This is a genomic window from Roseivivax marinus, from assembly GCF_900109705.1.
GTDB lineage: Bacteria > Pseudomonadota > Alphaproteobacteria > Rhodobacterales > Rhodobacteraceae > Roseivivax > Roseivivax marinus.
The window spans coordinates 25,187-40,559 of sequence record NZ_FOAI01000004.1; the positions used below are offsets into that span (position 1 = coordinate 25,187).

The 15,373-nt window shown below is 67.7% G+C and carries 13 protein-coding genes; 9 read left to right on the top strand and 4 right to left on the bottom strand.

The window, feature by feature from the left end; all coding sequences use genetic code 11:
* Positions 1-6 precede the first annotated feature (6 nt).
* Positions 7-966, bottom strand: a complete 960-nt coding sequence (locus BMX29_RS06395) for a DUF2125 domain-containing protein (protein WP_175471144.1) — start codon at positions 964-966, stop codon at positions 7-9.
* Positions 967-1,031: 65 nt separating this feature from the next.
* Here BMX29_RS06395 and BMX29_RS06400 point away from each other — a divergent pair, with 65 nt between their 5' ends.
* From BMX29_RS06400 to BMX29_RS06410, 3 genes are all read left to right on the top strand, one after another.
* Positions 1,032-1,571 (top strand): gamma-glutamylcyclotransferase, encoded by a 540-nt coding sequence (locus BMX29_RS06400; protein ID WP_043842533.1) that lies wholly within the window; start codon positions 1,032-1,034, stop codon positions 1,569-1,571.
* Positions 1,572-1,638: 67 nt separating this feature from the next.
* On the top strand, positions 1,639-2,895 hold the full coding sequence (locus BMX29_RS06405) for a biopolymer transporter ExbB (protein ID WP_051487354.1): 1,257 nt from the start codon (positions 1,639-1,641) through the stop codon (positions 2,893-2,895).
* Between the two features lie 3 nt (positions 2,896-2,898).
* Positions 2,899-5,052 carry a peptidoglycan -binding protein gene (locus BMX29_RS06410; RefSeq protein ID WP_092811335.1) on the top strand — a complete coding sequence of 718 codons (2,154 nt, stop codon included), beginning with the start codon at positions 2,899-2,901 and terminating at the stop codon, positions 5,050-5,052.
* A 6-nt stretch (positions 5,053-5,058) separates the two neighbouring features.
* Here the strand turns inward: BMX29_RS06410 and BMX29_RS06415 are convergent, their stop codons facing one another.
* From BMX29_RS06415 to gloB, 3 genes are all read right to left on the bottom strand, one after another.
* Positions 5,059-6,021 (bottom strand): M23 family metallopeptidase, encoded by a 963-nt coding sequence (locus BMX29_RS06415; protein ID WP_092811337.1) that lies wholly within the window; start codon positions 6,019-6,021, stop codon positions 5,059-5,061.
* Complete coding sequence (clpA, locus tag BMX29_RS06420; RefSeq protein ID WP_043842021.1) at positions 6,018-8,351, bottom strand: ATP-dependent Clp protease ATP-binding subunit ClpA; 2,334 nt, start codon at positions 8,349-8,351, stop codon at positions 6,018-6,020. The genes BMX29_RS06415 and clpA overlap by 4 nt, the downstream gene beginning before the upstream one ends.
* 155 nt (positions 8,352-8,506) lie before the next feature.
* Complete coding sequence (gloB, locus tag BMX29_RS06425; RefSeq protein WP_092811615.1) at positions 8,507-9,274, bottom strand: hydroxyacylglutathione hydrolase; 768 nt, start codon at positions 9,272-9,274, stop codon at positions 8,507-8,509.
* 72 nt (positions 9,275-9,346) lie between these two features.
* On the opposite strand from gloB, the gene BMX29_RS06430 reads away from it, so the two are divergent.
* The 6 genes from BMX29_RS06430 to BMX29_RS06455 all read left to right on the top strand — a co-directional run bounded on the left by BMX29_RS06430 (position 9,347) and on the right by BMX29_RS06455 (position 15,322).
* On the top strand, positions 9,347-10,084 hold the full coding sequence (locus BMX29_RS06430; protein ID WP_043842023.1) for a class I SAM-dependent methyltransferase: 738 nt from the start codon (positions 9,347-9,349) through the stop codon (positions 10,082-10,084).
* A 284-nt stretch (positions 10,085-10,368) separates the two neighbouring features.
* Entirely contained in the window at positions 10,369-10,935 is a 567-nt protein-coding gene (locus BMX29_RS06435; protein WP_092811339.1) for a F0F1 ATP synthase subunit delta, read from the top strand.
* Positions 10,936-12,474, top strand: a complete 1,539-nt coding sequence (gene atpA, locus BMX29_RS06440; RefSeq protein ID WP_043842025.1) for a F0F1 ATP synthase subunit alpha — start codon at positions 10,936-10,938, stop codon at positions 12,472-12,474.
* 12 nt (positions 12,475-12,486) lie between these two features.
* Entirely contained in the window at positions 12,487-13,374 is an 888-nt protein-coding gene (locus BMX29_RS06445; protein ID WP_043842027.1) for a F0F1 ATP synthase subunit gamma, read from the top strand.
* Between the two features lie 16 nt (positions 13,375-13,390).
* Entirely contained in the window at positions 13,391-14,815 is a 1,425-nt protein-coding gene (gene atpD, locus BMX29_RS06450; protein ID WP_043842028.1) for a F0F1 ATP synthase subunit beta, read from the top strand.
* A gap of 66 nt (positions 14,816-14,881) precedes the next feature.
* Positions 14,882-15,322, top strand: coding sequence for a F0F1 ATP synthase subunit epsilon (locus BMX29_RS06455; RefSeq protein WP_043842029.1), 441 nt, complete (start codon positions 14,882-14,884; stop codon positions 15,320-15,322).
* The last annotated feature ends 51 nt before the right edge of the window (positions 15,323-15,373 follow it).

Consider the following 15,373-nt stretch of genomic DNA (forward strand, 5'->3'; position numbering starts at 1 on the left):
ACGGCGTCAGAACCGCAGGCGCGGTGCCTGTCCGAGAGGCACCGGCCCGAGGTAGGCCGCGCCGTCCTCGAGCCTGAGGCCCACGTCGAGCGTATCGGAACTGCCCCGGATGCGCGCCACGAGGCCGAGGACGCCCTCCAGCGTCTCGGCCGCGTCGGGCTCCAGCCGTCCGTCGTCCACCGCCTCGTCCAGCAACGCCTGCCAGTTCTCGGCGAGAAGGCTCACGTCGCCCGAAAGCCTGCCGTCGCCGTCCACGTCCACGTCGCCGTCGAGCCTAAGACGCGCGGCCTCAAAGGCATACTCGGCGCGGTCGATCTCGATCCGCACCGGGCGCACCGGCCCGCTGTCCAGCGCCGGGGTCGCATCGAAGGTCACGTCCGCGCGCAGCGCGATGTCGGGATCGCGCGTGCCGCCGTCCTCGGGCGCGTCGCCGAGGCCGGTCTCGGCGGCGACCGAGAGCCGGTAGACCGGCGCCGTGTCCTCGACGCGGTCGAACGCGCCGCGCAGATCGTCGATTTCGGTGCGGCCGCCTTCTTCGTCCTCGGCGACGAGGCTGTCGGCCTCGAAGTGCAAACGGCCAAGCTCGGTGCCCGAACCCAGGACGAGGCTCGCGCGCAGGCCCTCGGAGCCCACCTGCCACGTGCCCTCGGGCGTCGAGACGACCTGCCGCTCGGGGAAGGCGAAGATGAAGTGGTCGAGCTTGTAGACCAGCCGGAAGGCCTGCAGGAACGGCGCCTCCCATGCCCATCCGGCCTCGGGGTTCGCCACCGCGAGATCGCTCATGCGAACGTCGACGCGATTGGGAAAGCCGCCCACGTCGAGGTCCGAGTAGGACACCTCCCAGCCGGCGGCGCGCTGCGCCTCGGCCCAGTCCTCGATCGCGCCCCGGGCGATCCAGGCCTGCACGGCCCACAGCCCCGACCAGGCGAGAGCGGCGACGACGATCAGCGCGGCAAGCAATCTCATGGGCGGCCCCTTCAACCTCGTGGTGCGATGGTGTTTACAGACGCGGAACGACAAGGACCATGGCGATGACACTCTGGGTCTTCGGATACGCATCACTTCTCTGGAACCCCGGCTTCGAGGTTGCGGAAAGCCGCCCGGCGCGGCTGAACGGCTATCACCGCAGCTTTTGCATGAAGTCGATTCACCACCGCGGCACGCCGGAGGACCCCGGACTGGTTCTGGCGCTCGACGCGATGGAGGGAGCGTCCTGCGACGGGCTGGCGCTGGCCGCGCGCGAGGACCAGACCGAAGAGGTGCTGGCCTACCTGCGCGAGCGCGAACTGGTCTCTTCGGCCTACCTCGAACGGCTGGTGGAGCTCGAAACCGACGAGGGCCCGCTTACCGCGCTGGCCTACGTGATCGACTCGGACCACGACCAATATGCCGCGCATCTCACTCTCGAGCAGCAGGCCGAGATCATTGCGGGCGCCGTCGGGGGCAGGGGGCCGAATCCGGAATACCTGTGGAACACCACGCAGCAGCTGGCCGATCTGGGCATCCCGGATGCAGAACTGCAATGGTTGAGCGATCGTGTCCGCGCGCTGCGGGCCGACCGCTTGGCTTGAGGCGCGCGAGGGCCTAGGGTCCGGACGAGTTGTCAACCCGTTAGACGGGGAAGGAGCGGTCCCGCGCATGGATCAGCCGAGCCACGAGACCGAGCCTCAGTTCTCCCAGCCGCTCCGGCAGACGCTGGCGATGGTGGCCGTTCTGGTGCTGTCCGCGATGGGCGGCGTCATGGCGCTGCCGAGTGTACTGCCGGTGTTCCAGGCGAACCCGTACCTCAACGGCTTCATCCTGTTCGTCTTCGTCCTCGGCGTGCTTGCCTGCTTCTGGCAGGTCGGGCAGATCATCACCTCGGTCCGGTGGATCGAGGGGTTCGTCCGCGGCGGCCGCGAGGCCCGTGAAGCGCGCGCGCCCCGTCTTCTGGCGCCGCTCGCCACGCTGTTGCGGGCGCGCGGACGACGGATGCAGATCACCACGACCTCCACCCGGTCGATCCTCGATTCGGTGGCGCAGCGCATCGACGAGGCGCGCGAGATCACCCGCTACATCGTCTCGCTGCTGATCTTTCTCGGCCTTCTCGGCACGTTCTACGGCCTTGCGACGACGGTGCCGGCGCTGGTGGACACGATCCGGTCTCTCGTTCCGCAAGAGGGCGAGAGCGGGACGGAGGTCTTTTCCCGCCTGATGAGCGGCCTCGAAGGACAGCTCGGCGGCATGGGCGTGGCCTTCGCCTCGTCGCTGCTGGGCCTCGCCGGTTCGTTGATCGTCGGCCTTCTGGAGCTGTTCGCGGGTCACGGCCAGAACCGTTTTTACCGCGAACTCGAGGAATGGCTGTCGTCGATCACCCGCATCGGGATCTCGGCGTCGGAGGGCAGCGACGAGATGTCGGGCGCGGCCGTGGCGCTCGAACAGGTCGCCGACCAGATGGAGGCGATGCAGGAGCTTTACGCCCGGTCCGAGGATTCGCGCACCGAGATCGAAGGCCGGCTCGGCCAGCTGGCCGACTCGATCGAGCGGATGACCGAACGGATGGAGGCGACCGCGCCGTCGGGCGCCGCGCTTGCGCGGATCGCTGACGGGCAGGAGCGGCTGATAGAGGTTCTGTCCTCGCGCGAAAGCGACGGTGGCCTGGACGCCGAAAGCCGGATGCGGCTGCGCTCCATCGACGTGCAGATGCTGCGGCTTCTTGAAGAGATCTCGGCGGGGCGGCAGGAAAGCATGGCCGAGCTGCGCACCGACCTTGCCGGGCTGTCGCGGACGCTGGGCCAGATCAGCCGGCAGGCCGGCGCGGGGCGCCCTGCGGCACCGTCCGCCGGCACCCCCCGCGAAGGCGGCCAGGCCGTGCGTCCACAGCGTTTCACCACCAAGCAGAGCCGGGAGGGCTGATCCATGGCGCTCGCGCGGCGCAGCGGACAGCGGTTCCAGGCCTCGATCTGGCCGGGCTTCGTCGACGCGATGACGGGCCTTCTGTTGGTGCTGATGTTCGTGCTGACCATCTTCATGGTCATCCAGTTCGTCCTGCGCGAGACCATCACCGGGCAGGAAAGCGAACTCGCCACCCAGCAGTCGCGCCTGTCGCAGCTGACCTCCGAGATCGAAGCGTTGTCCTCGGCGCTGGGCCTCGCCGAGCGCGAGAATACCTCGCTGACCAACCAGCTGGGCGAGTTGTCGGCCACGCTCGACGATGCCGAGACCCGCGCCGCAGAGCGTGACGCCATGATCCGCACGCTGACGGAAGCACGCGACCGGCAGGAGGCCGCGCTGACCGAAGCCGAAACCCGGATCGCATCCTACGAGGACCGCGTCGCCGCGCTGCTGTCCGAGCGTGACGCCGCGCGGGACCGGGTCGCGACGCTGGAAGAGGGCGCCGAGGCCGATGCCGGGCGCATCGCCGCGCTCACCGCGTCGCGCGACGAGCTTGAGGCGGCGCGGACCTCACTGACCGAAGAGCGTGACGCGCTGGAACTGGCGTTGGCGCAGGCGCGGGACGAGGTCGATGCCGAGGCCGAGGCCGCGCGCCTGGCTGCGTCCCGCCGCGAGGCGATCGAGGCCCTCGTTGCCGATCTGCGCGCGCGCAACGCCGAGGCGTCCGACCAGGTGACAGCGTTGAGTTCGAACGTGGACGCGCTGACCGCCGAGCTGTCTGACGAGGAGGCGCAGCGACTGGCCGAGGCCGAGGCCGCCGCTGCCCTGCGCCAGCGGCTCGAAAGTGCCGATGCCGAACTGACCGCCATGCAGCTGGCGCTGGAAGCCGAGCGCGCCGAAGCCGAGGAGACGCTGACCCTGCTCGCCGCCGCGCGGTCGGCCGAGGAGGATCTGAACGCCCGCCTTGCCGCCGCGCTTCTGTCCGAGTACGAGGCGCAGCAATCGCTGTCCGACGCGCTTGCCGACCGCGACGCCGAAAGCGCGGAGGTCGCCGCCCTGCGCGACCAGCTGGACGCGGCGGAGGCGCGCGCCGCGAGCGCGGACGGTCTGCGCGAGGATGTAACCCGGCTCGAGGGCGAAACAGCCCGGTTGCGCGCGGCGCTCGACGACAGCAGCGTTGCCACCGACGAGCAGGCGGCGGCGGTTGCCGCGCTGGAAACCCAGCTGGCCGCCGCCCGGGCCGAGGCCGAGGATCGCGCCGCGCGCGCCGAGGAACTGGAGCAGCGACTGTCGGAAGTGGTCGCTGCGCAGGAAGCATCGGAGCTTTCCGCCGAGGAGGTGCGCGAGCGTCTCGTCGCCGCGCTCGCCGCGCGCGAGGCTGCCCAGGCGCAGGCCGAGAACGCCATGACCCAGGCCGAAACCCGCGCGGCTCTCTTGCAGACGGCGCAATCGGAACTGAACAGCGAGACCGAGCGCGCCGATCAGGCCACCCGGCAGACCGAGCTTCTGAACCAGCAGGTGGCGCAGCTGCGCCGGCAGTTGACCTCGCTTCAGGCATTGCTCGACGACGCGCAGGACCGTGACGAGGCGGCGCAGGTGCAGTTGCAGAACCTCGGGCAGGACCTGAACCAGGCGCTCGCCCGTGCCGCCGCCGAGGAACGCCGCCGGCGCGAACTGGAAGAGGCCGAGCGGCAGCGCCTCGAGGCCGAGAAACAGGACCTCGAGCGGTACCGCTCGGAATTCTTCGGCCGGATGCGCGAGATCCTGGGCGATACGCCCGGCGTGCGGATCGAGGGCGATCGCTTCGTGTTCTCGTCCGAGGTCCTGTTTCCGGTGGGCAGCGATCAGCTGTCCACGCAGGGCCGCGAAGAGATCGCCAAGGTCGCCTCGATCCTCGAACGGGTGGCCAGCGACATCCCCGATGAGATCGACTGGGTGATCCGCGTGGACGGGCACACCGACGACACGCCGATCCGCGGTGGCCGCTTCGCCGACAACTGGGAGCTCAGCCAGGCCCGGGCCCTGTCCGTGGTGCGCTACATGATCGACGCGCTGGGCCTGTCCCCGGAGCGTCTCGCCGCGAACGGCTTCGGGCAGTACCAGCCGGTGAACCCGGCCGATACCGAGACCGCGCGGGCGCAGAACCGCCGGATCGAGCTGAAGCTGACCGAGAAGTGAGCGGAGCTAGCGCACCGTGATGGTGGCGTGCCGGACCGCGATCAGGGTGTCACCGCGCATTTGCGTGACCGACCCGGTATAGGTGCCGGTGGGCCAGCCCGTGTCGGGCGCGCGGCGGCCATAGGCGCGGAAGAGCTGCGCCTGCTCCTTCTCGATGGTGATGTCCTCACGGAACAGCGTGCTGCCGTCCGGGCCCGTGGCCTCCATCCGCAGGACGTCGCCGGTTTCCGGGTAGAAGGCATGCCCGTAGAGCACCAGCGCCTCGGACGGAGCGGCCGTCGCCATGCGCGCGCTACCGCTCTGCACGGCGTCGAGGGAGGGCACCACGATCGAGAAGCCGGCGGTGAAGAGGCCGGAGCGCTCGTAGCCCGGGGGATCGGTCCAGAGCGTTTCGGTCGCCTCGCCGCAGGCCTCGGTGCTGTCGGGCGCGAACGGATCGACCCGCGCGCCGTCGCGCAGCACGCTGAGGTGCAGGTGGGGATAATTGGTCTCGCCCGACAGGCCGACCTGTCCCAGCGCGTCACCGGTCGCGACAGTGTCGCCGGGGGCGACCGCGACGGAGCCGTTCTTCATGTGACAGTAGAGCGTCTGGTAGCCGTTTTCGTGGCCGATCCGAACGGCGTTGCCGCATTCCCGGCCTTCGATTTCGGAGCGGCGGTCTGCGGTGAGGGGGCGGTCGGCCTCACCGTCGCGGATAGCCTCGACGGTGCCGGGGGCGGCCGCACGGACCGTGACGCCGGCGTCCATCGCCTCGGTGCTCGGCAGGGCGAAATCGGTGCCGCGATGACCGTCGCGCGACTTGATCCCGCAGGTGTAGTCGCGCTGGCCCTCACCCGGCTCCGCGTCGTGGTAGTCCTCGATGTAGCAGTCCTGCCCGAGCGTGCAGTCGAGGGGCAGCGACAGAAAAGCCTCCGCCGCGGCGGGCGCGGCGGAGGCGACAAGGATCAGGGCCGAGGCCCGGAGCATCATTCCGCGGTCAGAAGCGGAGGACGCTTGGACGACAGGCGGCGCTTCTCGGGGCCGTCGAGGTCCAGCTTGAGCGTGTCGCCGTCTTCGTTCACCGAGACACGGACCACGCCACCCTTCTGCAGCTTCCCGAAGAGCAGTTCCTCGGCCAGCGGCTTCTTGATGTGCTCCTGGATGACACGGCCCAGAGGACGCGCGCCCATCTTGTCGTCGTAGCCCCGTTCGGCCAGCCACTCGGCGGCGGGTTTGGTCAGCTCGATGGACACGCCGCGATCAAGCAGCTGTGCCTCGAGTTGCAGGACGAACTTCTCGACGACCTGCAGGATGACCGTCCGCGGCAGCGGCTGGAACGAGATGACCGCGTCGAGGCGGTTGCGGAACTCCGGCGTGAACGTCCGCTCGATCGCGGCGGTGTCCTCGCCTTCGCGCCGATCCCGGCCGAAGCCGATGGCTGCCTTGGCCATGTCGGACGCCCCCGCGTTCGAGGTCATGATCAGGATCACGTTCCGGAAGTCGACCGTGCGGCCGTTGTGGTCCGTCAGCGTGCCGTGGTCCATGACCTGCAGCAGGATGTTGTAGACGTCCGGGTGGGCCTTCTCGATCTCGTCGAGCAGCAGCACGCAGTGCGGGTGCTGGTCGACGCCGTCGGTCAGCTGACCACCCTGATCGAAGCCCACGTAGCCCGGAGGCGCACCGATCAGGCGCGAAACGGCGTGCTTCTCCATGTACTCCGACATGTCGAAGCGCAGCATCTCGACGCCGAGCGTGTCGGCGAGCTGCTTGGCCACCTCGGTCTTGCCGACGCCGGTGGGGCCGGCGAAGAGGTAGTTGCCGATCGGCTTCTCGGGTTCGCGCAGACCGGCGCGGGCCAGCTTGATCGCGGAGGACAGCGCCTCGATCGCCGGGTCTTGCCCGAACACGACACGCTTGAGCGAGCCCTCGAGATCGCGCAGCACCTCCGCGTCGTCCTTGGAGACGTTCTTGGGCGGGATGCGGGCGATCTTGGCCACCACGGCTTCGATCTCCTTGGTGCCGATGGACTTCCGGCGCTTGGATTCAGCGACCAGGTGCTGCGCCGCGCCGGCCTCGTCGATCACGTCGATGGCCTTGTCGGGCAGCTTGCGGTCGTTGATGTAGCGCGCCGACAGCTCGACGGCGGTCTTGATCGCGTCGTTGGTGTACTTGATCGAGTGGTGCTCCTCGAAATAGGGCTTGAGGCCCTTGAGGATCTTCACGCTGTCCTCGACCGTCGGCTCGTTGACGTCGATCTTCTGGAAACGGCGGCTGAGCGCGCGGTCCTTCTCGAAGTGCTGGCGGAACTCCTTGTAGGTGGTGGAGCCCATGGTGCGCAGCTTGCCGCCCTGAAGCGCGGGCTTCAGGAGGTTCGACGCGTCCATCGCGCCGCCCGAGGTGGCACCGGCGCCGATGACGGTGTGGATCTCGTCGATGAACAGAACCGCGTCGGGGTGTTCCTCGAGCTCGGTCACCACGGCCTTCAGCCGCTCTTCGAAGTCGCCGCGATAGCGCGTGCCCGCCAGCAGCGCGCCCATGTCCAGCGAGTAGATCGTGGTTTCGGACAGGACTTCGGGGGTCTGACCGTTGACGATCTTGCGGGCGAGGCCCTCGGCGATGGCGGTCTTGCCGACGCCCGGGTCACCCACCAGCAGCGGGTTGTTCTTCCGGCGGCGGCAGAGCACCTGGATGCAACGCTCGACTTCGCTGTCGCGGCCGATCAGCGGGTCCACGTCGCCCTTCTTGGACTTGGCATTGAGGTCCACGCAGTACTTGGCCAGCGCGGATTCCTTCTGATCGCCGGACGATGCGGTCTCGGCCTGCTGGGCCTCTTCCTCCTCGGCGGCGCCCTGCACGGGGCGGCTTTCGCCGAAGGCCGGGTTCTTGGCCACGCCGTGGGCGATGAAGTTCACCGCGTCGTAACGGGTCATCTCCTGCTCCTGCAGGAAGAAGGCCGCGTTCGATTCACGCTCGGCGAAGATCGCCACGAGGACGTTCGCGCCGGTCACCTCGGTGCGGCCCGAGGATTGCACGTGGATCGCCGCGCGCTGGATCACGCGCTGGAACGCGGCGGTCGGCACCGCCTCCGACCCCTCGATGTCGGTGACGAGGTTCGACAGGTCGCCGTCGATGAACTCCACCAGCGAGGTGCGAAGCTCTTCGGTGTCGACGTCGCACGCCTTCATCACGCGTGCGGCGTCCGGTTCGTCGACGAGCGCGAGGAGGAGATGCTCGAGCGTCGCGAATTCGTGGCTGCGCGAGTTTGCCAGGGCGAGCGCTGCGTGGATGGCCTGCTCAAGAGTGTTCGAGAATGAAGGCACGGCGGGAGTGCTCCTCTTGTCTGCGCCGGGGAAGGCCTCCCCAGCATTGCCTCTTGAAGTTAAAGTTCGGTCGATCGACCCACTGCTTCAAGTATTTTCTGTAACAGCCCCGGTCACATTCGGTGTGAGTGGCCTGGCTGTTCGGGAATCGGGCGTCAGAAGGAATCCTTGCGGCGTCTGATCTCGGCGAAGACCTCGTGCGCGGGGGCGTCCATCATCCCGAGGTTCTCGCGCACGGGTTCATCGCCGGCGCGCAGGAAGGGATTGGTGGCGAATTCTTCGGAAAGTTTCGACGGCACCGTGGGCTCGCCCTTCGCCCGCGCTGCCGCAACCGCGTCTACACGTGATTTAAGCGCTGAACTGTCCGGTTCAATGGTCAGGGCGAACTCCGCGTTCTTCTGGGTGTACTCGTGACCCGAACAGATCGTGGTCTCGGGGTCCAGCGTCAGGAACTTCTGAAGGCTGTTCCACATCTGCTCCATCGTGCCCTCGAAGACACGCCCGCAACCCAGTGCCATCAGGCTGTCGGCGGTGAACGCGATGCGCGATGTGGGCAGGTGGAAGGCGATGTGCCCTACCGTGTGTCCCGACACGTCCATCACGTGGACTTCCTCGCCGCCGAACTCGAACGTGTCGCCGTCCGACAGCGCCCGGTCGAGCGGCGGCAGACGGTGCGAATCCGCGCGCGCGCCGATGACGGCCGCGGGGTGCTTGGCCTTCAGCTTCTCGACGCCCTGGATGTGGTCGTCGTGGTGGTGGGTCAGCCAGATCTCGGACAGCGTCCAGCCGCGCTCGGTCAGGGCGGCGTCGATCGGATCGGCCTCGGGCACGTCGATCACCGCGGTCGCGCCGCTCCGGGCGTCGTGGAGCAGGTAGGTGTAGTTGTCCGACAGCGCCGGGATCGTAACAAGTTCCAGGGCCATTTCCATTTCGCTCCCTTTGGGTATCGTGCACAGTCTCACCGGGAAGCTAGGACGGAGAGGCGACCCGTCGCAATGCATCTGGATGTCCGTACCCTGCGAGACTTCTACTATCGCAACGCGCTGGGGCGCGTGGCGCAGAAGATCGTGCGCGGACATCTTCAGACATTGTGGCCCGACACCCACGGCCGCACGGTGGCGGGCTACGGGTTCGCGGTGCCGCTGCTGCGACCGTTCCTCGCGCAGTCGCGCCGGGTGGTGGGGCTGATGCCCGCGCCGCAGGGGGTGATGCACTGGCCGAACGGTCTGCCGAACGTGTCGGTTCTCTGTGACGAGACCGAGTGGCCGCTCGAGACCGGGCATGTGGACCGGCTGGTGCTGATGCATGGGCTCGAAACCTGCGACAACGCGACCGCGCTGCTGGACGAATGCTACCGGGTGCTGGGCCCGGGCGGGCAGGCTGCTTTCGTGGTCCCCAACCGCTCGGGCCTCTGGGCGCGGTCGGACCGGACGCCGTTCGGTTACGGCCGTCCCTATTCGCTGAGCCAGCTGGAGTCGCAGCTCAAGGCGCACGATTTCATTCCCGAAGCGCACGTGTCGGTCCTCTACCAGCCGCCCTCTACGCGGCGGTTCTGGATGCGGACGGGCCCATTCTGGGAAAAGGTCGGCCGGGCGATCCCGGCGGCGATGGCCGGGGGCGTGATGATCGTGCTCGCCTCCAAGCGCTACCCGCCCACGCGACGGCCGCTGACGGACCGGGTGCGCGACCCGCTCGAGGTTCTGGCGCCCAAACCCGTCGCCAAGCCGGTCTAAGCTGCGGCGCGGCGCCGCGTGCGGGACGGACTGAATCACCACGGGGCGTCACGGAAAAGCGAGCGTTGCGAACCACATGGCCCGACGTCACGCGGGATGTTAGCGCGAAACGGCTGAAATCATGGGATTTCCCGCGCGGCTTAAAAGTTCCTTAGCATGTTGCGGGGTGCGGGAGGCTCTGCTACATCCGCGCTGATTTTGCAGCCCCGGCAAGGTCTGGGGCCAACCGGCTCACGCCTCCTGGCCTCCTGATCGCGGCCACGGGGGCTAGACTTTTGGGAAGGGTGGACGTGTCTGAACCTGCTTCGATTTCCTCCGGCATCGCCGAGCGTTACGCCGCAGCCCTGTTCGAGATCTCGCGCGAGGACGGATCGCTCGACACTCTCGAGGGCGACGTGGACGCGCTGGACGCGGCGCTGAAGGACAGCGCGGATCTGCGCGACCTCATCCGCAACCCCGTCTATTCGCGCGACGCGCAGGGCAAGGCGATCACCGCCGTGGCCGAGAAGATGGGCACCTCCACGCAGATGCGGAACACGCTGGCGCTGATGGCGTCCAAGCGCCGCCTGTTCGTGGTGCCGGCCTTCCTGACGCAGCTGCGCGAGATGATCGCCGAGCAGAAGGGCGAAGTGACCGCGGATGTCACGTCGGCGGTGGAGCTGACCGACGCGCAGCGCACGCAGCTCGCCGACACCCTGAAGGCCAAGGTCGGTAAAGACGTCAAGCTCAACACCAAAGTCGACGACGCCCTGATCGGCGGACTTATTGTAAAGGTAGGCTCGAAGATGATCGACACGTCGATCCGCTCCAAGCTCGCCTCCCTCCAGAATGCCATGAAAGAGGTCGGATAAATGGGTATCCAAGCAGCCGAAATTTCTGCGATCCTGAAGGAGCAGATCAAGAACTTCGGTCAGGAGGCCGAGGTCGCGGAAGTGGGTCGCGTGCTGTCCGTGGGTGACGGCATCGCCCGCGTGCACGGCCTCGACAACGTTCAGGCCGGCGAGATGGTCGAATTCCCCGGTGGCATCCAGGGGATGGCGCTGAACCTCGAAGCCGACAACGTCGGCGTCGTGATCTTCGGCACCGACAAGGACATCAAGGAAGGCGACACCGTCAAGCGCACCAACACCATCGTGGAAGTCCCGGTGGGTGATGCGCTTCTCGGCCGCGTGGTCGACGCGCTCGGCAACCCGGTCGACGGCAAGGGCCCGATCGAGACCACCCAGCGCAGCGTCGCCGACGTGAAGGCGCCGGGCATCATGCCGCGGAAGTCGGTGCACGAGCCGATGGCGACCGGCCTCAAGGCCGTGGACGCGATGATTCCGATCGGCCGTGGCCAGCGCGAGCTGATCATCGGCGACCGCCAGACCGGCAAGACCGCCGTGGCGCTCGACGCCATGCTCAACCAGAAAAGCTACAACGAAGCCGCCGGCGACGACGAGAGCCAGAAGCTCTACTGCGTCTACGTCGCCGTCGGCCAGAAGCGCTCGACCGTGGCGCAGCTGGTCAAGAAGCTCGAGGAAACCGGCGCGATGGAATACTCCATCGTCGTGACCGCGACCGCCTCCGAGCCGGCACCGCTGCAGTACCTCGCGCCCTACTCGGCAACCGCGATGGGCGAATTCTTCCGCGACAACGGCCGCCATGCGCTGATGGTCTACGACGACCTCTCCAAGCAGGCCGTGGCCTACCGCCAGATGTCGCTCCTGCTGCGCCGCCCGCCGGGCCGCGAAGCCTACCCGGGCGACGTCTTCTACCTGCACTCGCGCCTGCTCGAGCGTTCGGCGAAGCTGAACGAGGAAAACGGTGCCGGCTCGCTGACCGCGCTGCCGATCATCGAAACCCAGGGCGGCGACGTCTCGGCGTTCATCCCGACCAACGTGATCTCGATCACCGACGGCCAGATCTTCCTCGAGACCGACCTGTTCTACCAGGGCATCCGCCCGGCCGTGAACACCGGCCTGTCGGTGAGCCGCGTGGGTTCGTCGGCGCAAACCTCGGCGATGAAGTCGGTCGCAGGCCCGGTGAAGCTCGAGCTCGCGCAGTACCGCGAGATGGCGGCGTTCGCACAGTTCGGTTCCGACCTCGACGCTGCGACCCAGCGTCAGCTGAACCGCGGTGAGCGCCTGACCGAGCTTATGAAGCAGCCGCAATACGCGCCGCTGACCAACGCGGAAATCGTCTGCGTGATCTTCGCCGGAACCAACGGCTACCTCGACGACATCAAGACGTCGGATGTCGGCCGCTTCGAGCAGGGGCTCCTCCAGCACCTGCGCGGCAAGCACAAGGACCTGCTCGACTGGATCACCAACGAGGATCCGAAGATCAAGGGCGAGGCTTCCGACCGCATCAAGGCCGTGCTGGACGAGTACGCCAAAGACTTCGCCTAAGGAGGACAGCGTATGCCGTCCCTCAAGGACCTGAAAACACGGATCTCTTCGGTCAAATCGACCAAGAAGATCACCAAGGCCATGCAGATGGTCGCGGCCGCGAAACTGCGCCGCGCCCAGGATGCCGCCGAGATGGCCCGCCCCTACGCGGAGCGGTTCAACGCGGTGATGGCCTCGCTCGCCGCTTCGGTGGGCGACAGTGAAACCGCCCCGCGCCTTCTGCGCGGGACGGGCGACGATCGCGTGCACCTGCTCGTCGTGATGACGGCCGAGCGGGGCCTCTGCGGCGGCTTCAACGCCAACATCGCCAAGCTCGCGCGGTCCCATGCCGCGGAGCTGAAGGCGAACGGCAAGGAAGTGAAGATCCTGACCGTCGGCAAGAAGGGCCGCGATGCCCTTCGCCGCGACTGGGGCGATCACTTCGTCGGCCACGTGGATCTGTCGGACGTGAAGCGGCTGAGCTACCCGGACGCGCAGCGGATCGCGCAGGACGTCCTCGACCGTTTCGACGGCGGCGAGTTCGACAAGGCGACGATCTTCTACTCGGTGTTCGAGAACGTCATCAGCCAGAAACCGACGGCCAAGCAGATCATCCCCGCCACCTTCGAGGTGGACGAGGACGAGGCCCAGGACGACGGCTCGGCGGCGCTCTACGACTACGAGCCGTCGGAGGAGGCGATCCTCGAGGACCTGCTGCCGCGCGGCGTGGCGACGCAGATCTTCTCGGCCCTGCTCGAGAACGCGGCATCCGAACAGGGTGCGCGCATGACCGCCATGGACAACGCGACACGCAACGCGGAGGACATGGTCGAGAACCTCAACCGGGAATACAACCGGACCCGCCAGGCGGTCATCACCAACGAGCTGATCGAAATTATCTCGGGCGCCGAGGCGCTCTAAGACCGGAGACGAATAGATGGCAAACGCGAAAGGCAAAGTGACGCAGGTCATCGGCGCCGTGGTCGACGTTCAGTTCGACGACCACCTTCCCGAGATCCTGAACGCGCTGACCACCGACAACAACGGCCGCCGCCTCGTGCTCGAGGTCGCCCAGCACCTGGGCGAGTCGACCGTGCGCACCATCGCGATGGACGGCACCGAAGGCCTCGTCCGCGGCCAGCCGGTCGAGGACACCGGCGGCCCGATCACCGTGCCCGTGGGCAACGCGACGCTGGGGCGCATCCTCAACGTCGTGGGCGAGCCCGTGGACGAAGGCGCACCGGTCGAGGCGGACGAATATCGCCCGATCCACGCCGAGGCGCCCGAGTTCAAGGAACAGTCGACCTCGTCCGAGGTGCTGGTTACCGGCATCAAGGTCATCGACCTGCTGGCCCCCTACGCGAAGGGCGGCAAGATCGGCCTCTTCGGCGGCGCGGGCGTCGGCAAGACCGTTCTCATCATGGAGCTCATCAACAACATTGCGAAGGTGCACTCGGGCTTCTCCGTGTTCGCCGGCGTGGGTGAGCGCACCCGTGAGGGCAACGACCTCTACCACGAGATGGTCGAGTCGAACGTGATCAAGCCCGACAACCTGCCCGACAGCCAGGTGGCCCTGGTCTACGGCCAGATGAACGAACCGCCGGGGGCCCGTGCCCGCGTCGCGCTGACCGGCCTGACGCTGGCCGAGCAGTTCCGCGACCAGTCCGGCACCGACGTTCTGTTCTTCGTCGACAACATCTTCCGCTTCACGCAGGCGGGCTCCGAGGTGTCGGCGCTTCTGGGCCGCATCCCCTCGGCCGTGGGCTACCAGCCGACGCTGGCGACCGACATGGGCGCCATGCAGGAGCGGATCACCTCGACGAAGGCCGGCTCGATCACCTCGATCCAGGCCGTCTACGTGCCCGCGGACGATTTGACCGACCCGGCGCCGGCGACCACCTTCGCCCACCTCGACGCGACCACGGTTCTCAACCGCGCGATCTCCGAGCTCGGCATCTACCCCGCGGTGGACCCGCTCGACTCGACCTCGCGCCTGATGGATCCGGGCATCCTTGGCGAAGAGCACTACCAGACCGCGCGGGACGTGCAGGGTATCCTTCAGCGCTACAAGTCGCTGCAGGACATCATCGCGATCCTCGGCATGGACGAGCTGTCGGAAGAGGACAAGCTGACCGTGGCCCGTGCCCGGAAGATCCAGCGCTTCCTGTCGCAGCCGTTCGACGTGGCGAAGGTCTTCACCGGTTCGGACGGCGTCCAGGTGCCGCTCGAGGACACGATCTCGTCGTTCAAGGCCGTTGTCGCGGGTGAATACGATCACCTGCCCGAAGGCGCCTTCTACATGGTCGGCGGCATCGAGGACGTGAAGGCCAAGGCCGAGAAGATGGCGTCCGACGCCGCCTGAGACTGACACCTTTCCGGCGGGGCGGCGCGGCGGACGCGCGCGCCCCGTCCTTTCAGGAGGCACGATATGGCTGAGACCATGCAATTCGACCTGGTGAGCCCGGAACGCCGGCTCATGCAGGAGGAGGTCGTGTCGGTGCAGCTGCCGGGCGCCGATGGCGACCTGACCGCGATGCCGAACCACGCGCCTCTGATCACCACGCTGCGCCCCGGCGTGATGGTCGTGGAGACCGCGAACGGCCAGACCCGCAAGTTCGTCGTCACCGGCGGCTTCGCGGAGCTGGGCGAGGGCCTGTCGGTCCTGGCCGAGCGCGCTCTGCCGGGCGAGGACGTGGACCAGGAGACCTACGAACAGCTCGTGGCCGAGGCCGAGGAGCGGTATCGCAAGGCGAAGGAATCCACCTTCGAGAACGAGCCGGGCCCGGTGGACGATGCCGCCAAGCTTCTGGCCGACATGGTTGCCGTGGGCGGCCACATCGGCCTGTCGGAGAAGCAGCCGAACCTCTGATCGGCGCGCGATCCGAGACGATCCGAGAAGACCCCGCCCGACCGGCGGGGT